This window comes from Parabacteroides distasonis ATCC 8503 (assembly GCF_000012845.1).
In the GTDB taxonomy this organism is placed as follows: domain Bacteria; phylum Bacteroidota; class Bacteroidia; order Bacteroidales; family Tannerellaceae; genus Parabacteroides; species Parabacteroides distasonis.
Genome location: NC_009615.1, coordinates 1,008,677 through 1,033,941, shown reverse-complemented (window position 1 = coordinate 1,033,941; position 25,265 = coordinate 1,008,677). Strand labels below are relative to the sequence as shown.

36 protein-coding genes and 1 tRNA gene are annotated in these 25,265 nt (G+C 44.9%); 2 read left to right on the top strand and 35 right to left on the bottom strand.

The annotated features are described in order from the left end of the window. Positions 1 to 39: 39 nt before the first annotated feature. The 35 genes from BDI_RS04495 to BDI_RS04340 form a co-directional block, all read right to left on the bottom strand. Positions 40 to 1,554: a reverse transcriptase gene (locus BDI_RS04495; protein ID WP_011966232.1), complete on the bottom strand. Its 1,515-nt coding sequence runs from the start codon at positions 1,552 to 1,554 to the stop codon at positions 40 to 42. Between the two features lie 66 nt (positions 1,555 to 1,620). Further along, positions 1,621 to 1,857, bottom strand: coding sequence for a hypothetical protein (locus tag BDI_RS20695; RefSeq protein ID WP_127908266.1), 237 nt, complete (start codon positions 1,855 to 1,857; stop codon positions 1,621 to 1,623). Between the two features lie 187 nt (positions 1,858 to 2,044). Next, complete coding sequence (locus BDI_RS04490; RefSeq protein ID WP_011966230.1) at positions 2,045 to 3,517, bottom strand: hypothetical protein; 1,473 nt, start codon at positions 3,515 to 3,517, stop codon at positions 2,045 to 2,047. A 27-nt stretch (positions 3,518 to 3,544) separates the two neighbouring features. Next, positions 3,545 to 4,306: a hypothetical protein gene (locus tag BDI_RS04485; RefSeq protein WP_011966229.1), complete on the bottom strand. Its 762-nt coding sequence runs from the start codon at positions 4,304 to 4,306 to the stop codon at positions 3,545 to 3,547. 25 nt (positions 4,307 to 4,331) lie between these two features. After that, positions 4,332 to 5,069 (bottom strand): hypothetical protein, encoded by a 738-nt coding sequence (locus BDI_RS04480; protein WP_011966228.1) that lies wholly within the window; start codon positions 5,067 to 5,069, stop codon positions 4,332 to 4,334. Continuing rightward, positions 5,059 to 5,991 carry a hypothetical protein gene (locus tag BDI_RS04475; RefSeq protein ID WP_011966227.1) on the bottom strand — a complete coding sequence of 311 codons (933 nt, stop codon included), beginning with the start codon at positions 5,989 to 5,991 and terminating at the stop codon, positions 5,059 to 5,061. The genes BDI_RS04480 and BDI_RS04475 overlap by 11 nt, the downstream gene beginning before the upstream one ends. Further along, entirely contained in the window at positions 5,988 to 6,410 is a 423-nt protein-coding gene (locus BDI_RS04470; protein WP_011966226.1) for a hypothetical protein, read from the bottom strand. Before BDI_RS04470 ends, BDI_RS04475 begins: the two co-directional genes overlap by 4 nt. Continuing rightward, complete coding sequence (locus BDI_RS04465; RefSeq protein WP_011966225.1) at positions 6,410 to 10,576, bottom strand: tape measure protein; 4,167 nt, start codon at positions 10,574 to 10,576, stop codon at positions 6,410 to 6,412. The genes BDI_RS04470 and BDI_RS04465 overlap by 1 nt, the downstream gene beginning before the upstream one ends. A gap of 98 nt (positions 10,577 to 10,674) precedes the next feature. Beyond that, complete coding sequence (locus BDI_RS20130; RefSeq protein ID WP_005638382.1) at positions 10,675 to 10,842, bottom strand: hypothetical protein; 168 nt, start codon at positions 10,840 to 10,842, stop codon at positions 10,675 to 10,677. A 38-nt stretch (positions 10,843 to 10,880) separates the two neighbouring features. Beyond that, positions 10,881 to 11,294: a hypothetical protein gene (locus tag BDI_RS04460; protein ID WP_005638386.1), complete on the bottom strand. Its 414-nt coding sequence runs from the start codon at positions 11,292 to 11,294 to the stop codon at positions 10,881 to 10,883. A gap of 42 nt (positions 11,295 to 11,336) precedes the next feature. After that, the gene (locus tag BDI_RS04455) at positions 11,337 to 11,864 is read right to left on the bottom strand and encodes a hypothetical protein (RefSeq protein ID WP_005638390.1); all 528 of its coding nucleotides are present in this window, start codon (positions 11,862 to 11,864) and stop codon (positions 11,337 to 11,339) included. A 2-nt stretch (positions 11,865 to 11,866) separates the two neighbouring features. Next, positions 11,867 to 12,256, bottom strand: coding sequence for a hypothetical protein (locus BDI_RS04450; protein WP_011966224.1), 390 nt, complete (start codon positions 12,254 to 12,256; stop codon positions 11,867 to 11,869). Continuing rightward, entirely contained in the window at positions 12,253 to 12,549 is a 297-nt protein-coding gene (locus BDI_RS04445) for a DUF7352 domain-containing protein (protein ID WP_011966223.1), read from the bottom strand. Before BDI_RS04445 ends, BDI_RS04450 begins: the two co-directional genes overlap by 4 nt. Then, positions 12,546 to 12,845 carry a hypothetical protein gene (locus BDI_RS04440; RefSeq protein WP_005638402.1) on the bottom strand — a complete coding sequence of 100 codons (300 nt, stop codon included), beginning with the start codon at positions 12,843 to 12,845 and terminating at the stop codon, positions 12,546 to 12,548. The genes BDI_RS04445 and BDI_RS04440 overlap by 4 nt, the downstream gene beginning before the upstream one ends. Next, entirely contained in the window at positions 12,836 to 13,159 is a 324-nt protein-coding gene (locus BDI_RS04435; protein WP_041525557.1) for a hypothetical protein, read from the bottom strand. The genes BDI_RS04440 and BDI_RS04435 overlap by 10 nt, the downstream gene beginning before the upstream one ends. Next, positions 13,156 to 13,470, bottom strand: coding sequence for a DUF6706 family protein (locus BDI_RS04430; RefSeq protein WP_011966221.1), 315 nt, complete (start codon positions 13,468 to 13,470; stop codon positions 13,156 to 13,158). Before BDI_RS04430 ends, BDI_RS04435 begins: the two co-directional genes overlap by 4 nt. Next, the gene (locus BDI_RS04425) at positions 13,467 to 14,549 is read right to left on the bottom strand and encodes a hypothetical protein (RefSeq protein WP_011966220.1); all 1,083 of its coding nucleotides are present in this window, start codon (positions 14,547 to 14,549) and stop codon (positions 13,467 to 13,469) included. Before BDI_RS04425 ends, BDI_RS04430 begins: the two co-directional genes overlap by 4 nt. 18 nt (positions 14,550 to 14,567) lie before the next feature. Then, a complete protein-coding gene (locus tag BDI_RS04420) occupies positions 14,568 to 15,419 on the bottom strand; it encodes a head fiber protein (RefSeq protein WP_011966219.1) in 852 nt (283 codons plus the stop codon). A gap of 4 nt (positions 15,420 to 15,423) precedes the next feature. Next, on the bottom strand, positions 15,424 to 16,059 hold the full coding sequence (locus tag BDI_RS04415) for a hypothetical protein (protein ID WP_011966218.1): 636 nt from the start codon (positions 16,057 to 16,059) through the stop codon (positions 15,424 to 15,426). Positions 16,060 to 16,319: 260 nt separating this feature from the next. Further along, entirely contained in the window at positions 16,320 to 16,682 is a 363-nt protein-coding gene (locus BDI_RS04410; RefSeq protein ID WP_011966217.1) for a helix-turn-helix domain-containing protein, read from the bottom strand. Positions 16,683 to 16,693: 11 nt separating this feature from the next. After that, entirely contained in the window at positions 16,694 to 16,993 is a 300-nt protein-coding gene (locus BDI_RS04405; protein ID WP_009038468.1) for a type II toxin-antitoxin system HigB family toxin, read from the bottom strand. A gap of 149 nt (positions 16,994 to 17,142) precedes the next feature. Next, positions 17,143 to 18,624 (bottom strand): phage portal protein, encoded by a 1,482-nt coding sequence (locus tag BDI_RS04400; protein WP_011966216.1) that lies wholly within the window; start codon positions 18,622 to 18,624, stop codon positions 17,143 to 17,145. An 8-nt stretch (positions 18,625 to 18,632) separates the two neighbouring features. Next, positions 18,633 to 18,812 carry a hypothetical protein gene (locus tag BDI_RS04395; protein ID WP_041525556.1) on the bottom strand — a complete coding sequence of 60 codons (180 nt, stop codon included), beginning with the start codon at positions 18,810 to 18,812 and terminating at the stop codon, positions 18,633 to 18,635. 11 nt (positions 18,813 to 18,823) lie between these two features. Then, the gene (locus tag BDI_RS04390; RefSeq protein ID WP_011966215.1) at positions 18,824 to 20,092 is read right to left on the bottom strand and encodes a PBSX family phage terminase large subunit; all 1,269 of its coding nucleotides are present in this window, start codon (positions 20,090 to 20,092) and stop codon (positions 18,824 to 18,826) included. Then, positions 20,089 to 20,604 carry a hypothetical protein gene (locus tag BDI_RS04385; RefSeq protein ID WP_011966214.1) on the bottom strand — a complete coding sequence of 172 codons (516 nt, stop codon included), beginning with the start codon at positions 20,602 to 20,604 and terminating at the stop codon, positions 20,089 to 20,091. The genes BDI_RS04390 and BDI_RS04385 overlap by 4 nt, the downstream gene beginning before the upstream one ends. Before the next feature lies 1 nt (position 20,605). Next, a complete protein-coding gene (locus BDI_RS04380) occupies positions 20,606 to 21,346 on the bottom strand; it encodes a ParB/RepB/Spo0J family partition protein (RefSeq protein WP_011966213.1) in 741 nt (246 codons plus the stop codon). Positions 21,347 to 21,348: 2 nt separating this feature from the next. Beyond that, positions 21,349 to 22,020: a phosphoadenosine phosphosulfate reductase family protein gene (locus BDI_RS04375; RefSeq protein ID WP_011966212.1), complete on the bottom strand. Its 672-nt coding sequence runs from the start codon at positions 22,018 to 22,020 to the stop codon at positions 21,349 to 21,351. Between the two features lie 206 nt (positions 22,021 to 22,226). After that, positions 22,227 to 22,616: an ASCH domain-containing protein gene (locus tag BDI_RS04370; protein WP_011966211.1), complete on the bottom strand. Its 390-nt coding sequence runs from the start codon at positions 22,614 to 22,616 to the stop codon at positions 22,227 to 22,229. 33 nt (positions 22,617 to 22,649) lie between these two features. Further along, positions 22,650 to 22,722, bottom strand: a tRNA-Val gene (locus BDI_RS04365). Between the two features lie 71 nt (positions 22,723 to 22,793). After that, positions 22,794 to 23,000, bottom strand: coding sequence for a DUF3873 family protein (locus tag BDI_RS20125; protein WP_080504963.1), 207 nt, complete (start codon positions 22,998 to 23,000; stop codon positions 22,794 to 22,796). Positions 23,001 to 23,161: 161 nt separating this feature from the next. Beyond that, a complete protein-coding gene (locus tag BDI_RS04360) occupies positions 23,162 to 23,350 on the bottom strand; it encodes a hypothetical protein (RefSeq protein WP_041525555.1) in 189 nt (62 codons plus the stop codon). A 12-nt stretch (positions 23,351 to 23,362) separates the two neighbouring features. Further along, positions 23,363 to 23,560 (bottom strand): hypothetical protein, encoded by a 198-nt coding sequence (locus BDI_RS04355; protein ID WP_041525554.1) that lies wholly within the window; start codon positions 23,558 to 23,560, stop codon positions 23,363 to 23,365. A gap of 139 nt (positions 23,561 to 23,699) precedes the next feature. Continuing rightward, entirely contained in the window at positions 23,700 to 23,897 is a 198-nt protein-coding gene (locus tag BDI_RS04350; RefSeq protein WP_041525553.1) for a hypothetical protein, read from the bottom strand. Positions 23,898 to 23,939: 42 nt separating this feature from the next. Further along, on the bottom strand, positions 23,940 to 24,389 hold the full coding sequence (locus BDI_RS20970; RefSeq protein ID WP_011966209.1) for a hypothetical protein: 450 nt from the start codon (positions 24,387 to 24,389) through the stop codon (positions 23,940 to 23,942). A 37-nt stretch (positions 24,390 to 24,426) separates the two neighbouring features. Further along, positions 24,427 to 24,681, bottom strand: coding sequence for a hypothetical protein (locus tag BDI_RS04340; RefSeq protein WP_011966208.1), 255 nt, complete (start codon positions 24,679 to 24,681; stop codon positions 24,427 to 24,429). 147 nt (positions 24,682 to 24,828) lie between these two features. Here BDI_RS04340 and BDI_RS04335 point away from each other — a divergent pair, with 147 nt between their 5' ends. Both BDI_RS04335 and BDI_RS04330 read left to right on the top strand, forming a co-directional pair. Next, positions 24,829 to 25,062, top strand: a complete 234-nt coding sequence (locus BDI_RS04335) for a hypothetical protein (protein ID WP_041525552.1) — start codon at positions 24,829 to 24,831, stop codon at positions 25,060 to 25,062. Positions 25,063 to 25,066: 4 nt separating this feature from the next. After that, positions 25,067 to 25,255: a hypothetical protein gene (locus BDI_RS04330; protein WP_041525551.1), complete on the top strand. Its 189-nt coding sequence runs from the start codon at positions 25,067 to 25,069 to the stop codon at positions 25,253 to 25,255. Positions 25,256 to 25,265: the final 10 nt, after the last annotated feature.

Sequence of the window (25,265 nt, the reverse complement as noted above, 5' to 3'; positions counted from 1 at the left end):
GCCGACCCGGAAGGATCGGCCAAGAGCGATCCCAACGGGTCAAGTGAACCTGAAAAATTTCTTACCGAACTTGTTGGTGAGCACCTTTATCACGGTATCCACCGGCAAGTCCTCGTGAGAGAAGTCCGTGAGCGCCTGATCAATCAAGACGGCGGAACCGGTGAAAGCGTAACGCTCCTCGCCTTTCCATCGGAAACGTATGGCGAGGCACTTCTTTGGCGTGCCGTCCTCGTTTTTCTCGATCTTGCTATCCTCGATTTTATAATCAATCAACTCTATGAGTTTATCATCCTCCAGCCCTCGTTTATCCTCCGGTATCCGGGTATCATAAAGTATATCCTCGAATCTCATTTTCCGGTCGGCCGGGAGATCCTCCCACGGACTTTTTTTATTCCTTATCACCTGTCCCAGTCTTTTCCTTGGTGTTTCCATTCCTAATTTATTTAATAGATTACTCGTATCAGCGTGTTGAATGAAGCCTATACGGGAAGAGGCCCTCTTCCTTATCTCCTCGTCCGGCAAACCCTTCTTTCTCAATCTCGCTATCTGGCGGCAGAGAGCCACCTTGTTACGTTTCCGGACACGGACGTGATCCGGGAAATGCACGTATCCCCCCGTATCGACACCGTCCGTCACGTGCCCGATCTTCCATCTCGGGTTAAGACCGATCCTAAGCTCGTTAGCGTAATAAAGACCGATCCACTCGATGACAAGGTGCAAGAATACGGTGTCCTCATGCAGTATCAGGACATCATCGGCGAGACGGTAGCAGAAATCCAGACGGTTCAGATATCCCTTGAACCTGTCCGAGAGATATTGGATCCCTTTGGATAACTCCTCATAATCATGTTCTGTTTTGGCCGTTGCGATACTTTCCTCGATATACCTTTTCGTGTAGTACTCAACCAAAGCCGGGCATTCCCCGACATGGAAGCACCGCTTCAAATCGTGATCGAAAAGATAAAGATAGACAAGCGAGAAGAACTGCGCCAGCTTCGTGCCGGGAAACATACCGGTATCCCCCTCGACGCTATCGATGATCTCATCAAGCCTTCGCAATAAATGATTATCCTTGATACGTGTCCTGAGCTGGCTTTTCAGTACAGGGTGATTGACGGTCGGATAGAAGTGGTGGATATCGCACAGGAGATAGTCGGTGGTACGTTCCGGATATTTTCTCAGGACCTTCCGGATCATCCTCATGTAGGCGTGGGGACCGCGTCCTTTCACCCCTCCGTAGGTATACGCGGAGAAGGATCTCGTAAAATAATCCTCCACCTCATTGAGCATCGCCCAGTGCTGGACATGATCCGGGAAAGGGAGCATCCCGATAAGACGTTTCTTCGGCTCATGGACGGTCATGAAACGATACGGGGAGGTTACGAACGTCCCGTTTTCAAAAGAGTATAGGAGATCGGAAAGGTTCTTTTCCAAGTCCGCCTCGAACTTTATTATGGCCTTTTTGCCATGCTTGTTCTTGCTGGCATGATCAAAAGCCTTGTAATAGTTTTCTTTCCGGGCTATATCCCCGGAAAAGTCACCTTTTCTCCTCATGGTGTCCCAAGTGTCTTTTAGTGTCCAGTGTCTGCAATCGCCATCGGGTCATGAGCCGTCGGTTTATCAACCTACCGGGACTATACCTTTAGCCTTGATTTTTTGTCCAGTGACAGGGTCTCTCCTCCACTTCTTCTTACTGAATAAATCAGCGGCATATCCTAGGGGCGACGACCAGTTCACGTTAGCGTTCGAGACCGCATTGTTACCATTGAGGTACGCTAAGCCGGCAAAAGCACCGTTGTTCGCATGACCACGACGGAACGGACAGCGAAGGCCGGAACTGGACGTCAGAGAAGACAACCCGCCCAATCAATAGGCGGCACAAATGTAATATTTAATTTTTCAAGTGCGACCGCCTTACGGCGGGAAAAATAAAACAGGAACGGAAACAACATGTCAAAGAACTAAGATGCGGCACTTACGTGCCTTGGGTGCTCGGGCGCTTCGCACCCTAATGGACACGATGGACACCCGAACACAATGAACGCTAGTACTGCACGGGCACGGGGCTTACGTCCTCTGCAAAATAGCAGAGGGGCGACGACCAGTCCACGTAAGCGTGCGAGACCGCAATGCTACCATAGAGGTACGCTAAGCCGGCAAAAGCACCGTAGTGCGCATGACCACGACGGAACGGACAGCGAAGGCCGGAAATAGCGTTGTCGTTATACCAACCGTCGCAATAATAGGTGCTGGAGCTGCCGGAGGCGACAGTCGGGGCGGAGCATAGATTCTGCATACTGAGCTCAGTGATATATTTCCAGCCACTGGGATCGTTCTTAGGAACCTTCGCAGCCTTTATCAGACCCTCGATCGAGTTGATGTTGAAAGCCGAGTAAAGGGACGGGGCGACATAATAATCTCCGCTACCGTCGGACAGCTTGTTTATCAAAGCGCCACGCTCGATCAGACCGATATGCCCGTAGAAGTTCTTCAAGCCTAGGAAGCAAGGGACGTGCGCTTGGTGGACGGTACCACCGTCCGAGCCCTTCACGGCGTAGTCGCTCACGCCGACCGAGTCCCCCAACTCGATCCCTACGCTCGTCGGAATAATCGGATAACCACCGTTATGGCTCGACCAAGGATCCCAAGACCATTCCGTAACCCCCTTACCGGTACCGCCCTGATATAGGCCATTGGAGTCCTTTACCGGGTTCAACGCGGACTGGCAATCACGGGTACCCATGATAAGGCGGTAGAGATAACCGACGACGCTGTTCGCGACGAACCAGCCGGATTCCCAGCCCTCACCCTTCTTGCGGGCGGCCGTGCCGAAAGCCGCGGCGTTCATGTTCGTGGCAACCATGCCTAGCTGCGTGTTGTGCTTGCCATCCCTCGTCGCATCGTTGTTCCCGCCACGATAACGGGGATCGTCACTGACGACGGAGACCAACGTGCCGCTCGTACGGTCCATGACGCCGGCTCCCAAGGCCGACGTACCCCCGGCCGGGATGTAATAGTTCAAATGACCCTCGATCGGGGTCGGGCTGACAGCCTCGTAATAATAGGTGGAGTCAACCCACCAAGAGTAGTAGTGGGCGTTCCAGCACCACAGGTAATCGCCCATCGTGCCGTCCAAGGCAGCGGGACTGCCGTCGGCGAAACGACGGTGGTTCGTCGGGTCAAGCTTACGCCGGCTACGGTCAACGGACACGAGGTAGCAGCCCAGACCGATCACGGAGGGAAGATCCCGCAGGAAATCGATATTACCGTAAGCCTCGCCGACTGGCGTGCCCTGACCACGTTTCCAGCGACGGATAGCGACGTGCTTGTTCACGATCGATACCGCGTCGGCGAAAGGGATCTTAACCGACTCGCCCGTTTCCTTGGACACTCCCTCGATCAAATACTTGGAGGGCTGGCTCGTGTCGGCCAAGGGCAGCTGGTCGATCGTCTTGCCGTTATCGAAGGCCGTGATAATCGCACGTACCTTCTCCTCCTCTGCTGTTGTTAATGACATGATTCTGTATATTAAAATGTTAGACAATTATACCTTTCGTATCCGGCTACCGGATAAAAATCTCATCACGCTACCGGCCTTACGAATGACCGGGGCAGTAACCTCAATGACTATCGTTTGGGACAACGAGGTGTTATGCGACGGGATAACGTGGATCGTGGCCGTGCCGGTCTTACAGACAGTCAAGTTTCCACGTGGGTCCACGTACAACGCATCACCGGAATAAAACGCCTGTTGAAATATCACATTAGGTAATACATAAGCTGGAAAAAGACTCACGGCTATCTTCTGGGCGACGGCATTCCCTAACGTTATCCTCTTGACATATTTCAGCTCCATACGGGTAGGGGCAAGAAGCGCTTGACTCATCAACGATTGCTCGGCCGCTTTCATGGAAGCGATCTGCGCATTGCCCTCGGAAATCATCGCCTCAGCCTCGACAGCGGCAGCCAAAGCCTCATCAGATGCTCGACCGGCCAAATCAGCCTGTTTCCCAGCCTCCAACGCTTTAGCGTTAGCCAAACCCGCAGCAGAGATAGCGTTCCTCGTGGCCTCGATAGCCTTATTCGCCTCCGCAAGGGCGGTCTTGGCCGCTTCCGTTGCCTGCGTACCACGGGCGATACATTTCCACCAAGCCGTATCGGTCAAGGGGTGGTTCTTGTTTCCGTCCTTGACACAGAGGTAGCAGCTATCATCCGTGACGACGAAATCGAAGGTGTTGTACGTACTCGCCGTGGCATAAACGCCCTTATCGACGAACGCCACCTTCCCCAATACTATCTGACTCATTATAATTCCTCCTTCCTTTTTTTGGTCATACGTTCAAATACAGCTCACCGGTCTCTTGGTTGAGCTTGACAAGGTTTGGTGACACCTCGTCCTCGTAGGACATCACCAGCGTCATGTCGGCGGGGTTGATCGTGAAGGTCGGGTACAAGACGCCTCCCTTAGCGAGGATGCCCGTATCGACATACCTGTCCCCATCCAGATCCCATTTCCACCAGTTGCCGTTATCGCCAACCTTCCACGGGTGGTCGGCCAGCTCTTGCGCGCGGTCACCCTGTGTCTTGGCGAAGTTACCCTGCGTGTTGGCGTAAGAAGCTTTCTCATTCGCCAATTTCGCCGCGTCATTTGCGTTTTTAGTTGCGATTTCGGTATCTTCCTTGATCTTCTCTAACCCATCGTGAGCGGCATTAGCGTTAGCCGCGGCTTTATTGGCTAAATCAGCTGCGGTATTAGCCTTACCGGTTGCGGTATTGGCGTTCCCTGTCGCGGTGATGGCGTTCGCCGTAGCCGTATTGGCCTTTGACGTGGCCGCCTCGGCGTTCAGCTTGGCGGTGTTGGCATTGGAGGCCGCCGTATTGGCCGCCTTAGTGGCGGCACGGGCGTTGGAGATCTCCGTAAGCATGTCCTCGTAAGCCTTCTGGATCACCTCGAGGCTCACCTTCACGCTGGTTTGTATGCCGTCTATGATCTTGCAACCGATCGTGTACAGACCGGTAAGGCTGTCGGCCAGCGTGAGTTCTGATATTTTCTTTTTCTTAGTTCTCATATGTTCCCAGGTCTATGTAATACTCTCCATCCTCCGTGACGATAAGGTCACCATCCTCCGTGGCCAGCAGGTAGTCCGTCCCGCCAAGGCGGAACACCGTGAACTCCAGTGCGAGGTTGAATGTCACCACCACACGCCCACGGAGGCTCTCAAGCTTCCATCCGGATGTCCTCTTGTAATAGCAGGGGTATTCCTCCACGTTGTAATCCACGTACAACGAACGCTCGCCCGGTTGGATCAAGGCGTGGAGCAGGGCGTCGTAACAGGTCCAGAACGCCGTCATTGAGCCGGCGATCAGGCAGCATTTAAGCGTGACCTCCTTGCTGTTGAAAACGACGTTTTCCGTATCATATATCCTGCCGTCAACATCCAGTACCGTACGGGACAGGTTAGTCTTCACGGTCGGGGATCTCATGATCTCGTCACGACCCTCCGTCACCATCACGCCGTACCGGTCCAGGGGCACGCCGTCAAGCTCGTACTCGGAGAGTGGGACGTACCAGCCTCCACCCTCCGGGATCGCCACGGAAGAGGGTCTTACGGGCCGGTCCTCAGCGAAACGTAACGTGAAGGCCTCCAACATGTCCCAATCCTCATACGCCGGGCTCTGGATGAGCCGCAAGCTCCACTCCCTGCCCAGCGAGGGGACGCGGAAGGCATGATACCCGGGCTTCGATAGGTGCTCGACAAGATCGCCGGCGGATCTTCCCTCCACGCTGCGGACGAACGTGATGTTGAGCTCCCGTGGTTTCAAGGTGGGCTTTTCCAAGTCCGGCTCTATGCCGTCCTCGTCCGGCCAGTCGTTCCTGTCCGGCTCCACCAGCTCGGGGAAAGGCAGGAGGCCGTCGTAACCTCCCTCCGTGATCCATACGCCGAAATCGGTGTAGGCGTCCTTGCCGTCTATGTATAACTCACCCCTCATAAGATCACCACGGTATTATCCTTGTTTATCTCAACCTCTCCCCCGATATTCACCAGCAGGATCACGGCGTAGTCGCTCGCCACGACCCTAGCCTTGCCGCCGTGCATGAGGATCACCTTGTGAACACGCTCGTTATCGTCTATCGTTATCACCGCATCCGTATCACCTATCACGGCGATATTGCCGGGATTGGTTACGTCCACGTGGCCGGAGTCAACGTACACCCCATAGGGCATCACGTGACCGGCCATGCCACGGAACATGTCTAGCGACGGGAAATCATTCTCCGCGCAAAACTCACGCCCCTGCGGGCTGAAGAACAGCCACACGAGGCTTCTCCAGTCCGTCACCCCGTTAGAACCACTGCACGCCCCGAGCGAGAGGGCCGATTTGATTATGTCGTTAACCGTCTCCATCATTATCTTGATCTCATTAATATCCCCTTGTCGTTAATAGTCTTTATACCGGAGGCCGCCGACTTGGTATTCGCCTCTATCTTCTCGGATAGGGCCTCTATACGTCCGGAGATCTCCGCTACCTTGGCCGTGTTCTCCGACACCTTCCCGGACAGGTCCTTGATCGCCTCCACGTTCTTCCAGCCCCTTGTCTGGAGGTCGTAGATGAAGCGCATCTGGTCGGCTATACCCGTCACTTGCACCAACGTCCTATCTAAAAATATAAGTTGGGTCGACATCTTACCGTCTATAACATCCGCGGAGTCCTGGGAGATGGAACCAACACCTTTGGACGAGGCCGTACGCCCGTCGTCCTCCTCTACCGCATTACCGGTATTGAAATATTTGTCGGCCCAACCAAACTTACGGTCGAGGTCGTCGGCCAGCTCCTGCGCCTTCCGATCCAGATAATCCTGTTCCCAGTCGCTGATATAATCGTCGGACCAGAACTCGAGCAGCTTCTCCCGGATCTCTTTCATGGGATCGGAAGCGGCGGCCTTGATCGACTCCGTGACCATGTTCCTTATCATCTTCCTCACGAGATCCTTGGCCGATCGCGCCTTGTCCTCCCCGGCGGCCCACGCATCGGCGTAAGCGTTGGCGAAATCGTCGATCGCCGATTTTATGTCACTACCGAAAATGGCGTCCTTGCCGGCCTCCTTATTATCCGCTATGGTGTTATTGATCTCGTCTATCTGGTCCCGCCACTCCTTGATGCGGTCATTGTCGGTTTTCTTCTTGTCCTCCTCCTCCTTGATCTGGTTTTGGATAAGCACTTTTTGCTGTTCCAATAGCTTATTCTGCTGGTCGATAAGCTTGGAGGCATCCTTGGAATAGGCTTTCTCGATGGACCTGCCCAGCTTATCGTACGACTTGCCCAACGTGTCGATCTGATCCTGCAAACGCTGGATACGACTCTCGTTCTTCTTGTCATGGATCTTGGCGATAGAGGAGGCAAGGGATGTGACCACCCCGATAGCGGCACCGGCAGACGCACCGATCGGCCCGAACATCGCACCGGCTTTCGCCCCGTCCATGGCGGAATTGACCGCGTCCATGGCCACATTCAAGCCTTCGGCTATCTCACCGAACGCACCACCGAACGAATCCCCGAGTTTCGAGAAAGTATCAGAGAGGAATTGCCCGGACCGCATGATTTCGCCAAGCCCTTCCTCTATATCGTCAATTGCCTGTCGCAGCTTTTTCGTATCGTTACCAGCCTCAAATACGCCTTTCAGACCTTTGGCGACCTTCTCGTATGCCGGGCGCAACTTGTCCGCGGCTTCCTTGTTCTCCTTGAGCGCATCCGAGATATCTTTTAGTTTATCGGGTGATTTACTCCACAGTTCAAACGTCTCTTTCGTGATACCGAAATCCTTGCCCTTGCTCTCATCCCAGACACCGCTTTTCAAGAACTCCAAGGCTTCACGCCCCTTCCGGTTGATGGCCTCCAACTCGGAGAGGGTCTTGTCTTTCATGTCACCGAACAACCGACTGATAGCGGAAGTCGTCTTGCTCGCCTCTATGTCGAGATCAGACAGTTCCCTTTTCATGGCCTCGGAAAGGGACTTACGCTCGCCTTCCGTCGTAGCCTTGGCTATCTTCTCGTTATAAAGAGCCGTGATAGCATCTCTCTTATCAAGATAAGAACCGTATTCTTTCAGATACTCGTTCATGGCACGTTTCTCTTCCTCCAGTTGTTCCTTATTCACATTAGAGGTCGATCGCTCCCGTTTGACGTATGAGTTCACCAAGGCTGTACGAATCTCCACGGTCTGTTCCTTAGTCAGTTTGCCACCTTGAGCGTCTTTCCACTCTTTTTCCTTGGTAAGTATGGCGGCGATCTCATTGTCATAGTCTAGGTTTATCTGGGCGATCTTCTTTGCGGAGCCTTCTTTCATCAGGTCGATCTCGGATTGCTGGTTCTGCCGGCGGAGGGATAGGAGTTCGTCTATCAATTTCTCTTGTTGCTTGAGTTGATTATCCGTACTCTTATCCTTCTCATTTGGATTTGAATATTTGTCTATTTGTTCCTGTGCCTCCTGTATCTGTTTAGTGTACTCATTCCATTTCTTTGAATTTTTCTCAGAAACAGCTAAAGCGTCACGAGCGGCTTCCGCTTCTTTTTTCTGCTTCTCCCAGTAGGATTTATTTTTTATTTCTTCTTTTGTCGTGTCTGTTGTTGATTTTGACAGCTTTCTTTTGAAATTTTCTAACGCTTTTTGTAGGAGTTTGATACGTTCTTCTTCTTCCGCAATCGCTTTATTGTTGTTTACAGTAAGCGGTATTCCTGTTGAAGGAGATACGCCTATAAGTCTCCCGTTGTCCTCTCGTAATTTCTTTAATCGCTGCGTAGACTCATCTATGTTTCGGATATACGAATCATAGGTATTGGTATCACGTTCTTTATTTAATAACTTATTTGCTTCTGCTAAATCAAGCACGGCCAATTCTTCCAACTTGTACGCTCCTGTTATCGCAGGAGATAGTTTCTGTAGCTGTTCGTAAACGGATATTTTAGCTAATTCCGTTTCTGTCTCATCTTGAATTATACGTATCAATGATTCAACTTGATTCTTTCGATCTGTCTCTTGTTGAATCATTTTATCCTGTTCATCATTGAATCTCTTTTGAGCCTTTTCTGCTATGGTTGTACTGTCAGATAGAGCCAACATTGTAGCTGTCAAACCAATAATTACCGTTCCCAAAGCAACATAAGGATTGGTAAGCATTGAGGCATTAAGAGCAAGCTGTACTTTCCGTGCCAATACACGAGCATTGGTAAGCCCTATCTCTACAATAGTATGTTTGCTTTCAGCAGCAGTAACAAGCATCACAGCGGTACGGTATGCTCCATAAGTAATCACCAATCCTGCTAATACTTTACCAACTGTTTCATAGTTCTCAACCAAGGATGTAGTCGCCTGAATACCAGACATGATAACACCTTCCGATTTCTGACCCAAATCATTGAAAACGCTATCCAATGCATCGTACATCATAGATAGTTGACCATTTATCTCCTTGGAAGCATTCTCTGACATATTATAGAACCTACCACCTGCGGAGGTAGCATCAATAAATGCTTGCTGTACCATCTCAGCGGAAATAGCCCCCTTAGACATCTCATCTTTGAGCGTAGCAATAGATTTTCCGGTCTTATCTGCCATGATTTGCAATGGATTGAATCCGGCATTAATCATCTGATTAAGATCTTGCCCCATCAACTTTCCTGCCGCCGACATTTGAGAGAAAGCCAACGTAAGCGAGTTAAACCTTTGGGTATCTCCCATAGAGACATCGCCAATAGCCTGTAAATAACGTGGTACTTTCTCAGCCTCGATATTAAAGCCTAACATCATCTGCGTAGCTTGGGTTACATCCGAAAACTCTAACGGAGAAATCTTAGCATATTCACGTACTTGCGACATAAGCGCATCCGCTTTTTCCTTGCTTCCCAACAAGGTTTGAATAGCCGTATCTGCGGCTTGGAACTCGCCACGCACACGGATAATTTCAGAACCCAACGCTTTCAACACACCTACCCCACCGATAACAGCCAATACCTTCTTCCAAGAAATAGCAATACCGTTATTACTCTCTACTACCTCTTTAGCATCGTCTTTATAAAGGGCATATTCGTCACGAAGTTTCTTTACAGACAGACGTGCCCCAGCTTGTTGTTGTGTCAAGTCGAACAAAACTGCCTTCTCTTCATCCAAAGCCTTACGTACAGCATTATATTCTTCCAATTTCTTATTAGCGGACAATGGATTTCTTTTCAATGCGATGCGATAGGCTTCACCAAGGCGTTTTACATCCGCTTCTATGCCTTTAATTACCGACTTTTGAGCGATAATCTTTTCTGAGAACCCGTTTACAACTTGCGAGGCATCAAATATTTTCTTTTTAAAACCTTGATTTATCTCATTACCAGCACGTACAGCTGAAGCGACAAGAGAATCCAATTCTTTCGTGTTTTTAGCTAATTGGGCTTCCATCGCACGGAAAGTAGCCGGAGATGTATTACCATCCATCCCGGAAATAGTAGATTTCAGCTTATCTATCTCTTCCCGTAACTTAATGACTTTTTGATAGTCTGCTTCTATGTGAAACGCTAATTTGGGCATACATCAATGTTTTGGATAAAAGTACATTAGACAAATGAAGTAGTAGAATTTTATGAGAATAGATACATGACAATGGAAAGATTGTCGTGAATATAGAATCATGCTCCTCTTTTTTGTCTCATAAGATCCTTTCCCGACATCTTCTTTACTTCTGTTCCATCTTTATCCTCATGGATATCGATAGGTTTATCAGCACTCATCAAGAGCAAAAGAAGATAAGGAAGATCCTCATACACCTCCCTGTAAGAAAGATGCAAATTTTCCATAAATAAGGTGATACTTCCTACGATGGTATTTCCTCCTACTATTTGGGTTTTACTGTTAGATTTGCCAGCTCCATCGCTAACTGGCAGACTACGAAAAAATCACGTCCGGTTATTAACTCAAAAGCGACAAAATACGCTTGCAATAATTCTTCTTTAGAACCTGAAAGCATCTGCCGTTCGAGGCTTTCAGCTCTTTTTTGATAATTCGGGACATCACCAACCACCAAGAATGAAAGTCCCTTGACGATATTCTCCAAATTGACAGGAGCGACCTTCATTAATTCCCGCACAGTGCCATTTTCCGGTAAATCGACCTTACTTAAATATTGGGTAGCCCTCATTATCACTTTGATAGAAGGAGCTTTGATTACATATACTGTTCCCCCTACAACAATAGCTTTTCCATAAGTACCGGAAAGTAACTCTGATATGTTTTTTGAAACCTCACTCATAGTTTAAATATTAGAGGGTGATTGCTCACCCTCGTCATTAACTTATCCACCCAAAGTTGTATCCTCCCCGTCTTCCCAGCGCTCAATAGGAACGCCGGCTTTGGTTGGTTTCAACGCCGTAAAAACAAGGGCTAAGCCAATTGCCTTTTCATTCGCTTTACCAGAAGCAGAAACACCGGCACGAGGAAAAATAATTTTCACACCATCTTCAGTTGTGGCACGGACGGTAAACTCTTTACTCTCTACATGGTCGGCACGCTCCCATGTGCCCGGCTTACTCTCTGACCCCGCCGTAAACTTACCACCTTGGAATTTAGCCTTAGTCTCAAGATCATACATACCAATAGAAGCATTGATCTTAACCGCACCCGGCTTTTTAGAGGAATAATAGGTATTTCCAGCTACATCTTTGTAATCCTTAACCTCCGGATCTTCATCCTCATAAGTGAAGGTGTCCTCATGAACTACCGGGACTTCTTCAAAAACAGAACCTTCGGCACCACCAGCCCCGATCGGCGCAACCTCCAGCTTCTGAAGGTTTACCACCACAATTTTTTTATTCTCTGCCATAACTATTTTACATTTAAAACTTCAAACAAAACACTAACATTCACATAATGACACTTTAAAGCAGTGTCCGCTTCCGTTCCTATATTATAGATAGAATAGCGATAAAAAGAACCATTATAGGAACCTATACTCCTTAATATCTTCATAGCTTGTCTTTCAAGCTCATTCAGTCGGATAGAGTTGGCTTCATTCTTGCTCAAATCGGGCACACAAAAATTCACTTCTGCGAAAGATTTCTTCCAATACTTTCCCGGCTGTTGTTTCTTCGTGTGGATGACAATCCTTTCGGACTTCAATTCACCCGTCAGCGTTTCACCATCAGGCACTATATCTATTCCGAAAGCCTTGCAGTCCCGATAGAGAATGTTTCCTATGTCGGTAGTTACTATCATACTATCAAATATTGGACGTTTTCGTCATATTCGAGAAATACGTGACAAACCAAATCTCCAAGTTGAACCGTTCCGGCAAATCTTTTTCCAGCCAAATCTGCATCTGATACGTGTTGCCCCGTTCCGTACATATAAATATCCACAAAGCACAATTCTTTCTGATATTCATCTACAATAGCCCACAAGCAAACAGTACCTCGTTGTACTTGAACAGACAATATCCTCGACCCGATAGGCAGACATAGTTTTGAATGGTCTGCAACAATCAATTCATACTTGAATATTCTTTTCATTTTTCAAATTCTTCTTTTAATCGTTTCTCCGCATGAAGAGCGGCACCACTTAAAACATCATACCCTTTAGATTCTACGAATGATGCGTATTCCGCTTCGTTTTTCAATGTCAAACCGTCTTTATCGACATCGTAATCATTGGACGTTCTCAAAGTGAGTGTATGGTCTTGATAATCCCCATGTTCCTCTGCGTACTTCACGGCTTCATCGCCTACATCAATCATCTTCTTTTCGACCTCCCATTCTCCTTCATCGAAAAAGGAGTCGACATCTGAGAAATCGAAATCTACATCCATAATTCCGAGTAGTTAAAGTAGTTTGTACTCTTTACCGTATAGACTTCGCCTTGACCTCTTACGCCATCACCATCCATGCAACGTACTTCATCACCAGCCTTGACAGTAATTCTTTTCTCACATACTACATGATAATTCGGACGATACACAGAGCCGTTATCAGATGAAAACTCTTTGGTAGTGTTATCATCACAACGGCACTTGCATACCTCCTGCCAGTATTCACCACCTGTTCCGGGAATAGGTCTGCCAAACTCATCCTTGTCCATCGGGGTGATAACTTTTACCTGCAATATGTGTGGGGCGAATATCATAAGAAAGTCACTTTAGGCTTATCACTCAATTCGTCTTTCAAACCGTACCGCTTGCACAGAAATGAATAGTAATCCTTAATGCCTTGAATGTCCCAAGACATAGAAAAACCGCTTTCGCTGATGGAAGTGGCACGAAGCAATAGAGAGGGGATGAACTTCGCAATTGCCACCGACACCCGTGTTTGGCAATCCTCGTTCATCTCCCCCCCTCCGCTTATCTTTGCGTTCAGACATATATCGAAAAGGTCAGCCTCCGACAAGTTAACGCCGAAGGTCTGAAACTTCTGTAATATATAATCGTTTACTGTCATGCGTTCATCTCACTCAAATCGAAGTTCACAATCAGGTTCGGGTTCGCAATCTGCGGAATCCATTCGGCTGTGTATTCCAGATAGCGACCATTGCCGTCCTTGTAACCTGAAATCAGCATATCGCCATCTGCCTGAGTGTAATTACGTCCCGGTACACCATCCACAGCTTCATAAGGAGTGTGGAAGCGCATATAACCGATTTTATCCTGCGGAAGCAGGGAAATACGACCATCTGCATAAATGGGGATATTCTTACCTGTTTGGTCTACCACATAATCTTCCTTGATTTCAATAGCCGGAAGTCCGATACCTGTAAAAATGGTAGAAGCCAGTTGCGAGGTGATAAGCCCGGTAGACATATACATTTCATTGCCTGTAAGCTGCATTTTGAACTTATCTCCAAATTCACTTGAACCGATAATATTCTTGACGAATGTGCCACGGCTCATAATCATTTTCGGGAATGTACCGTAGATAGCTCTCAATTCATTAAGTGTTTGCTGCAAGTACGTGATAAAATGGTCTTTATCTTCAGTGCCCGGTTTGATGAACTTGAAGGGTAAGTCGATGTTCAGTAATTCAACACCTCCTGCGTTTTTGTCCTTATTCTTCACGCTTGCTGCTCCAGTCATCAACAGAGAGCCTACAATAATATCCATACGCTTGTGGGCTGCAAGAAGTACCTGACGATAATCGTCATAGATAAAATCCACGATTTCACGCATGGCTGCTTTCTGGTCTTCCGGTTTGGCGGCATTATACTTATCTATCAAGTCCTGCAAGTCAGACAAACGGTCGATTGAGATTTGATAGCGGTCACCCAAATAGGCAATCTCACCATATCCGGAACCGATATTCCTGCGTTCACGGATAGGCTTTTCGCCATAACGGGAGTTGATGGAACCAGCCATCACGCCAGTAACCTGACCGATGTAGTCTTTAAATACACGAGTAGTAGTCCTACGGAAGCTCAAATACTGCTGCCAATAAATTGTGTCCTTTCTTGTCTTGAGGACACGCTGAATCACTGCATTTACAATGTTCGGGTCATTAAACAATGTATGAATAGTTAGCATCATATATTAGTCCTCCTTTCTTTATTTTGCCATTATACCTGCGTTTTTCAACGCTGTCAATAATCCGTTAAAGTTTTCTACCGACACCGTACCAGATGCATCATTCACTTTGGCTGCCTGCTTTACACCTCCAAGAGCAGAAGGCGTAGCTGCTGTTAAAGTATACTTGTTAGCTTGTGCTGCAACCCCATCCAATTTGGCTTTATCTTCCTTACTCATCAAACCGTCCTGACTAGAAGAAGCCTTAGGAATAGATACGGCTTCTTTTTCTTGTTTGACATCCAAAGCGTTAAACTGGAAGTACGGCATATTCGCCTTGTCAATATCTGCGAAAGGCATTACCAGCTTGGTCGGTTCGATTTCAAACGCACGCATCAAAAGGGAAACCAATACTATGCCATCCTCTACCTGCTTCCTTTCATACAGAGCTGAATTTGCGATAACTTTGGGTGTTGTGCCGTCTGCGGCTGTCGCTTCGTAAAGAACTGTTCCAGCTTCTAGATTTTCTCCAAAGTCTGCCGCTAACGTCAGCTTATCAAAAGCTTTGTCAGCCTTGTCAATAGCGTTGATTGTCGCTCCATGCGCACCGTTACCCAAGTGCATACCTTTGTAAGCCAAAGAACGTTTCTTGATTTTCAATGTGGTATTGGAGCCTGTTGTAAACTTCTCATATACTTCCACACGGATAGCCACTTGGGATGTTTTCTTCACCAAGTCAGCTGCAATCGGTGTGAATGAGGGCAAGTACGAGCCGACAACGAGGTTGGTTGTGTCCAACTTATACGGACCTCTGCGTCTGCGTCCGGTTTCTACGTCGTAGCGTTCTTCCTGCTCAACTTCCGGTTCAAGATTATACTTAAATCCTGCTGCCATAAAATCACTGTTTTTGTTGTTCTACAATTTCTTTAGTGTCGTCTGCAATCATTTTCGCAAACGCCTGAGTTTCATTCTCCAGTTCTTTTTTTGCTGTATCTGGAGGAACTACACCCTTAAAGCCGTCATTCGCAAACTCCTGCTTCAAGTCCTTGAAGTATGCGTCCAAGTCCTCATCGTCCTTAATGGCGCATCGTTTGGCGTAGTTTTCGGGAATACCATACTCCTTTGCCTTTGCCAAAATCTGCTGGCTACGTGTTGCTTGAGCCTTTTCCGTTTCTAACTGTGTTAGCTTATCAGAAAGGTTCTTGTTGGAGTCAATTAAAGCTTGCGCCCATGCAGGCACATCGTCTTTATTCTCTTCCGTTTTGGTGGTTGTGGTAGTCTCGATTGGCTTACCGTCTTTAAGGTTATGCCTCTTTTCGTAGTTGGAAACTGCGGTCTTGGAAGCATCCCCGGCACGGAAATCACCATAGGAATTTAACACGTCCGAAAAGCTGATACCCTCAACAATGGAGTTTACCTTTGTCTCGTCCGTTACACCCTCTGCCTTTTTAGTGGCTATCCGGGTTAAGATAGCAGTGTCCACCCCAGAGAATTTCTGTTGTAGTCCTGCTAAGATTTGTTCTAAGATTGTCATACCGTATGAATTATTAAATTTGAAATTCAATTTGTGGAAGTAAAAATACCACCAATACAAATGATTTGTAAGTATTTGAACTCCTGATTCGTGACCTTCGCATTGATGTCACAAATATGATATAAAAGTAAAAAGTAAGTGGGTGGAAGGGAAATAATTAGATAGGTGATACACGACAATGAAACGATTATCGTAAAATGATATAAAAAAGGCGTGAAACCAAATGGAATCACGCCTAAAATATTCTTCTTATGAACTAATCAGAAACCCAACATCGCAGCTGGAGGTATATTCAGCACTCGACATAGCAACCTCGCAATTTTGAGGGTCGGTTCCGAACGTCCAGAAATATAGTCATTCACACGCGATGGACTTATTCCAATCTCACCAGCAAGTTGCTTTTGGCTCATCCCTTTCTCTTCAAGGGATAGCTCTATCAATTCCGCAACAGTCGGTTTTTCTATCGGATAATGTTCTTTTTCGTATGCTATCACAATATCGGACATAACTGTAAGCTCCACCGCATTCTTATCATTTGAAGGCGTATTGTCATCAACCAATGGCAGAAGTTCCTCCACTCTCGCCAAAGCAAATTCATACTGTTCTTTCGTTACTTTATTCATACTTCTATCTCTTAAATGGTTGAACAATCTATCTTATCGTAATCTTTATGAGTACCAACCCAGCGAATGAAGACGTACCCAATTGTAAACTTAACAACGACAACCAACCGATAGTTGTTGCCTCTGATATTGAATACATAGTGTTGATTGCCTACATAATCAACTGAAAGAAAATCCACTTTAATGTCTGATAGATTCTTCCATTCAGCTTTTTCTGCTATATCATACCAACGTTCCAAAGCTATGCGTGAATCTTCATAACCTTTCGTCTCGTAGAATTCCTTCAATTTTCTATGTGATACAATTCTCATACCTCTTTTATTTAATGCAAAAATATGAATTAATTTTGAATTATAAAATTTTTCCAGAAAATATATTCTATAATATAGAATTTAGCAATAAAAAAAGCGGAACTAAATTAGCTCCGCTCAATAGTACTATAAAAACATGAAGTAATGAATTATCCCTTGGAGTTAGGAGACGCTGCTTTGTTATTCTTTGCCCCTTGTTCCTCCTTGATTTCTGCAAGCTCCTCTTCTACCCTATCAGCATTCCCGGCAAACATGATACCTTCACGGGTTGACCAAATTCCACCACTGACAGCGGAAACGGCAGTAGTCACCTTATCATTCAAATTATCAATCATATATGGAACCAGTTCTGTTTCTATGTCAATGGTCTGCGATGCCTTGCTAAACTCGGTTGGATTGATAGAGCCTAAAGCGGAAACAATGAAATTCACTCTCCGCTGTAAGAACTCACCGATAACCTCACCGTGATTTTCTACCGCCATATGTGCACCCATGAACATAAAACGGAAAGCGGTTCCTGATGCTTTGCCTACCCCCTTCAACGTTTCAAAGGATATTCTTGGAGTGTTTGACATATCATAAGCCATATTGGTGAGTGTTTCTGCTTCAAAACGTACCGTATCCGGAACTTGGTTCCACGTTAGATACTGGGCATCCGCACCTTCACCTGTAAGTTTGACCATTCTATCCTTAACCTTACCCATGAAACCCTCTACATCTCCAATTAGCTTCAGCAGTGGGAAAAAATGGTAGTCTATACAATCAGCATAATTAGATAACAGTTTTTCCAGCCGGACCCGAAAAGTCTTTATCTTCTTGCAATAAGGTTCGGGGCGGTAGGCATAAAGAACTGGTAACTTTCCGAAGCCATGAGCAAAAGGAGTTCTTTCTTCATACCCTTTAGACAAATCCCATTGATAAACCATTTTGTCCGTAATAGTCATAAAGCAGATGACTTCCGAATCATCCATGAGCTTCTTCTTGTACTCACGTGAGAAAGCAATCATTTTACCTTCATCGTTAAAGAACGGGTATAGCTTATCACCTCTGAATGGAGACCATAACACGCTTTTCAGTTTCTTGGTGGGCTTGACCTTCCCCCCGAAAGAAGTCTTTATTTTCTTCCAAAACTTTGCCCAAAACGAATCATCATCGGTAACATACCAATATTCTGCCGCTTCCTGTTCGGAGAGCCAGGCACGGACAATCTTCTTGTTTTGATATTTGATTTTATTAGACTTGAATACAGCCTTTACCGCATCCAGCAGTTTTTTTTCATCATCATCGGTTGGAGTGCAATCCATAGACGGTTCTGTGCCGACCGTGAAAGCTGTTTGAATGTTCACTATATCCTGTTCCAATGGAATGGAGATACGGTTCACCGGTTCAGTCTTATACTTTGCTTCGATTTCATAAGTCTTACCCGTTTTTTCATCGAAGTGTTTCTCAGCTTCTTTTCCAAGAACCTTTCTATCCGGATACTTTTTTTTGTCAACCATGATTTCATGTCGTTCGGGATTCCAATCATCCCAAAGTTTACAACGGTCGGGAAGCTCGGTCTTTCTGCCTTTCTTCAGGTAGCTTATCTTTTGTCCAATGTCGGGCAATGCTAATATTTCTTCGAGTGTCATACGCTATATTATAAATTTCTTATTGCTTCCTCCTTAGACTGATAGAACATAGGAATATTATGAAACCTATCATACCAATCTCTAAATTGCCATTTTGACCACCAATGCCTCTTGATTTGAATAGCCCATCCAAAGACAGGTTCTCCACAAATACAGCCAAAGTGAAACTTCATTATTTTCAATTCCATACAATTTATTTTTAGTGTGTGAATATTCCTGTTAAATCTTTCGGCTTCTGAATCTTACCTAGCAGCTCACCCAATACATAGTAACGGACTGCATCGATTCCGTGATTGTCGTGGTCTTCCGGCTCGTTAATATAGTTTCCGTCTTTATCCTTTGCCCATACATATTTTCTGTACTCTCTTTGTAAGTTATACGAACGTTTAGTGATATACATTTCCATGCCTTGCATCTTGTCAAGACCTGCGTTTACAGAGCCAGCCCCCTTTTCTACAGCATATATCTTAACACCTCCGTTGTGTATCTCTTGAATCAAACGAGGGTCAGCACTGTCGGCAATGACTTTCAAGCCCCAAGGTCTGAGAGATTTAATAATGTCGGAAGAAAGTAAACCGGTCCGGTAATCTATCTCATCCAAATAAAGGGCATTATCAACGATGCCGCATCGAATAGAAGCGGACGGATCGTGTGTATAACCGAAGTCTTGCCCGATAGCCACCTTCTTTGCCCAAGCAGGAAACTCATCGACAATACCCCACTTCTTGAACACAGCACCTTCCGCAACATCAGCCCAGCGACCTATAACGACATGAGCGTATTTCTCCGGGTTGTTCACCTTCATATCCTCGACCTCTTTCAAGAACTCCGGCGAAAGGTTCTCCAAGTTATCAAGATAGGTAGTATGAATGTGAAGCACATTCGGATGTGTGGAAATCTGTACCTGCACTCCGTCAATCTCTACCAGCTTGTGAGTGTTCTCAATATATTTCTTGTAGATGAAGTGATTGGAATCGCAGGGATTCATTATGATAATAATCCGGTTCTGAATCCCTTTCTTACGGATGGAGAGCATTATCTTATCAAACTCTTCTTCATTCGTCCATTCCTCCGCTTCATCACAGACGAAAGTAGTGATGCCTTGAATGGATTTCAGCTTTGCCGTCTGATTCCCCGAAGAAGTCTTGATACCCCGGAACATGATACGGCTCTTAGTCATCTTGTTGACTATATCCGTTTTGGTAGTCTTGAAATACTTGGTCGTTCCATCCAGCTCTATCTTCTCCATCATTTCAGGGATAATGGACATGCCAGCGGAGACCATCGTGTAACGTGTGTAGAGAATCTGATGAACTATCTTCTCTACAGGAGTAAGTTCAAAGGTCAGCCGTTCAATAAAGGTGGAAGCATTGAAAGATTTTCCCGAACCACGTCCACCAGTGATAAGAATTATAAATTTTTCCTTATCCTCGTATAATGGATGGTAAATTTCTTGAGGAACAATCATTTCAATTTATCTTTAATCCATGAATCAATAGAAATACCGTGGTCAATATCAGTTGGAATATCGGCATCTTCATCCTGTTTACGCTCAACCTTTCTCCAGTCTTCATCATGATGGTATAACCAAACGGACATCGCTTGCAGATTCGGTGCCAGTTCACTTTCGCTTACTTGCAATTCTTCTTCACCGGTCAAATTGCCTTCCATGTCACGCAGCTTTTTTACCACAGTGCTTTTCGTTTTAATCCCACCAAGAGCCATAGCAAGGAACTTAGCCCTTACCGTTGCGTTGATTGTCGCACGCCCACGCGCTAAGACTTGAGATAATTTAGGATACTCATTCTTCTTTATGCAAAAAGTCTCTGGTGCTATATCAAGAGCGAAGGCAATTTCCTTGTCAGTGAATCCCTTTTTGGCATACGATTCTACGAGAGAAAGAAAGTCTACGCTTGTATAATCAAACTTAGGCTTTCTTCCTCCCTTACCTTTTCTATTTTGAGATTCACTATTGCTCATATCAATCTACCCGTTCTACTTGTTCATCGAAAACTTCTCCCTTTATGAACTTCATATTCGGTCCATAGCCGAACCGTTCACAGAAAGCTGCTTTTGCTTCATATGTGTCGAAAGAAAGCATCACATAGGCATCCATATCCTCGGCTGTCTTCTGTGCGTTCTCCTTTACCTGCTGCTTGACTTCTTTCATGTGGGCAACCTTCTCTGCACGCTCTAATTGCTTGGCGGCTTTCTCGGCTTCTTTCTGTTCGGTGACAGGTGACATCATATCGGAGAGAGCTTCTGCAATGGAGTTTTCCGCTTCGGTCTGCAACAGATAATCAACGCCAATCATGTTTAGATCGGCATCGGTCAGACCTGCGTCTTTCCAATCAATATCGGGAACAAGCTGTGCAAGGGCATCAAAATCCCATGTACCTTGCGCATTTGGATTGTTCATTAAAATATTTAGTTCCTTCTCCTGCTTTTCGTCCACATCTATGACATCAACACGAATGCGATAGTCATTATCCGGGTATTTCTGCAAATCATCCATGACGGATAAACGCTGATGCCCGCTGACAACGGTCAATCCTGTACGCTTGTTCACGACAATTCCACCGACTAAACCAAACTTCTTAATACCACGCTTTAAGGTCTTACGTGATTCCTCTGATAGCTTTCTCGGATTATAATCAGCGAAGTGAATAGCAGAACGGTTAAGTTCCACCGATTCACTCTTGATATATTTACTTAGTTCCATGCCTATTGCTTTTGTTTATGTTCCCAAAGGATTCTTTCAGCCATCGGGAAAACTTTGTAAATTCTCTGTAAATCCTGTGGATAATTCTTCTCCATCCAAAGCATACAATCAAGATTGAAGCCTACTCCCGAACTGGCTTTCAATGAATATCTAACTGGTTCGGGTAAGTTATGCTGCTTCATGCAAGCAAGGATATCCTTTTGCGTCCAATCAGCCAAAGGATAAACCATACCGTTATTCTCGTAACCGTTTACCTCATACCCTTTCAGCATAAGCCTGCGGTTCATACCATCAGCCTTTTTCATACCTAAGAACGTGTAATAAATTCTGTGAGTAAGCTGCATAGCCTTTACCACATCAGCCAGCTTCAACAGTTTCACTTTCGGATTAGGCACACAATACATACCACCACGGAGGATGTAAGTGAGGTTCCAATGTGGTACTTGCACAAATTCTATCTTCGGATACTTAGCTTTAGTCCAGTTTATCCAACGGTTAATGTGTTCCAAGTCCTTGACGAAGTACATGAACACACAAACAATCCGGTCAAACTTCGGATAGATTAAATCAAGTAGAACAAGCGAATCTTTCCCAAGTGATAAAAATAGCAAAGCCTCATTCGATTTTACCCGAATGAGGTCTATATACCGGTTCGCTCGTTCTACCTTGTTCATAGGTTTTAGCCACCGTTTAATCCCATTGAAACACGTAAATCAGCGTAACGCTGCCTACGTGAACCTAACTGTGTGGCACTTGCTGTACCTCTACGATTGGCAACCAATCTACCACCTGCCCCTGCACCATTCATATTTCTGCGAGGCCCGGCTACTCTGTTAATTCTTCTTGCGACTCTGCTTTCTAATTTTAAAAGTTAAACAAATCAATCTATATGTTTCTCTAATATCTTACCCAAAGTATAATCCATTTGTGCGGCAAGATATTCTTCGCCTTGATGTTCGTAAACAATATCATTACCGTTTTCATCTGTGAGAATTACTGCTTCTGCGTTCTTTACCTCTACAATGATATAAGGACGCTTGCCCGTATATGCACCTGTCAGAAGCTTGATGGCATCATACTTGATAGGCTTTAATTCAGCCTCTCCTTCTTCAGGTAGTTCTGCATCAGCCGGATATTCTTTGCCACCACAGAGGTAAGTGATATACTTCTTAGCGTTAGTTGGTCTGATTTCACGGTATTCGTGAGTTTTCTTGCCTGCTAAGATTTCATCGAAATACTTCTGTTTAATCGAGAGTGTTAAAATATTCATAATCGTGCCATTTTTAATTGAATAACTAAGTAGTTGCGGGTAACGGATTCGAACCGCTGACCTTCACCAAGTCAAAGTGACGAGCTGACCACTGCTCTAACCCGCGATAGCGCCACTAAGGTACAACCATAACCAAAGACACAGAAACATCTTCAATCGTTATTTATGACAATCGATTTATTGTCGTAAACTAAGCCATTTATCCCGTTTTTCTCTGCACGCCTCTAAAGTAGGCGCACAACAAGAAAACAACCCACCATCTTTTGTAAGGTAGTCGTACTGGTACATTCTCACTCTCTTACCTCTCAACTTTGTTGTGTAGGTAGTGTAATTCTCTTTACCGGGTTGGCATACGCTGCAACCGTTTTTGTTTATTGAGTTCATACGCTATTTATTTTGTTTGATATATAGATACTTCATGGTTACAGAAATCGCCTGCACTACACATAACAATGATTCAACTTTGGTAATCGTACCGAAACATTGACCTAAGAGTGCCACAATCATAAGCAGGATGAATATTCTTACATCTGTATTACTCATGGCTATCTATCCTTTATCCACTCTTGTAACCTATCAATATCACCATCTGAAAACTGTTGAACTACTTCTATAATATCATAGTTCTCTATCAGCGTGTTCAGAAATTCATTTGTATCATTAAGGATATTGAATTTCCCACGTTCTACACCGTCTGCAAATCCTTTGTTATAAATATCTTGTTCTGTACCCATAATAATCTATATTTAATATTTCACATTCAATCTTTCTTCACTCGTATAAGCCACTACAAGCCCAGTTTCATCATGCCGTATCGTGACATACTTCTCGCTCCTCTCTATAGTAGAGAAGTTATAAGGGGTTACCAGCTTGCCAAACACTTTGCCTAGTTGCTTCGTCAATGGGGCTTCGGGGCTGATAACTAAAACTAAATCTGCTTTCATTTTTGATTTTTCCATATATTGTAGTCCGAACGAGATTCAAAACACATAAACCCACCATAAACCTTAGCAATTACAGAAGGACTAAATGGACATTCTTTGATTGCCCTATACCTTGTTTCTACTTGTGCAAAATATATTCTCATAATCTGTCGTATGTATTAGGATAATTACGCTTGAAATACTCTCTGTCAATCCAAAAATCAAGAAACATCTTTCTATCAGCTTGATGAAAGCGTTCTTGTACTGTTACACGGATTTTCTTGTCATATTTGGCATATAGTTTACAAATCACATAACCAGCTTCTAATGCCGATTTTAATGTTCTTGGTGTACTCATAATCATTTGTATTATGGTAGCCAGAAAGCTACAGAATTAATATCATAATAACTTTTTCAACTTTCTAACTGCCTCTGCTTTCGATTTAGCCCATACAGCAGGATTTATATCGCCATCTTCGTTTATAATTTCAGCGGCAAGATACCAATATTCAATGCTGTCTTTGTAACCTTCGTCTTTTACATATTTTCTTGCTTCTTTCATTGTATCGAACTCGGCTATAATATTTTTATGTTTACCATAACATACGGCAATTGTAACTACTATGTTGCCTATTATAGATTCCTTTTCGGTACTAATCAGTTCTCCATTCTGCTCAATCCATAACATTGCATCTTGACCATTCCAAGAAAAATCAAACGCTTTGTTTATGGGGTTATACCTGCCCTCTAAAATCGTTCCTTCTTTCAATCCTCGAATTTCAGCCAAACACCAATATCCAAAATCTGTGATAATCTTTACCCGCGCTTTTGCATTGATCGATTTATTCATATTGATTCTGCGTTATGCAGGGCTTTCGCCCTGCTGGTTAATTATTTAATATCGTAATCTCTTTGTTGCCTATCTCTGTATCTACATTCAAAACCTCATATTTTTGAGCCTTGTAGTTGTAAACGACCTCACAAGTATTGAAACCTCTACCATCTTCTCTTTGGTCACATACAGTATCTATATGCTGATACATTTTATTGCCTAACATGAAGTTTATTTTGCCTAATGTACAGAAGTAGAATGCTACTGCATACTTCAATGTATTCTTTTCATCAATCTTCTTTGTTGCCATGATCGTATATGTTTTATTTGTTATTACTTCGTTTCTGATGATGCAAAGATAGTATCATTTATAATACAAAATACTATTTATACGTTAACAAATCATAATTTAGAGTATTATTTATAATACATAATAATAAATAAGTATTTTTGCATCATGGAAGCAAAAGGAGTAATACACTTAGAAATTAAGGCTACCGGATTGCATAGGTATTTCGGTTCGCCATCGGCTATGTATGATAATTATACAAGCCAAGAACTCGGAATAGCCCGACAGTCACTTCTGAACTACTGGCAAAAGACAGAAGAACCTTATGAGAATGCTATTTGCATAATTAGGAAGGGGGAGTTAGAGCGAAAAAAGAAACCAATCATAAAGAAAGGAGAATAAAATCATGGGAAAGAAACTTATCGTAACTGCAAAATATGATACTTTAGAATATCAAGCAGAAGCAAGTCCATACAATCCAAGCGCACATGAAGAACAATATAATTCTTGCGTAAAGGATATTAACAAGCAAATAGATAAAGCCAACAAGTCTGAAATGAAGCCGGCATTTACATTTTCACATAAAATAAAATAACGATAAACAA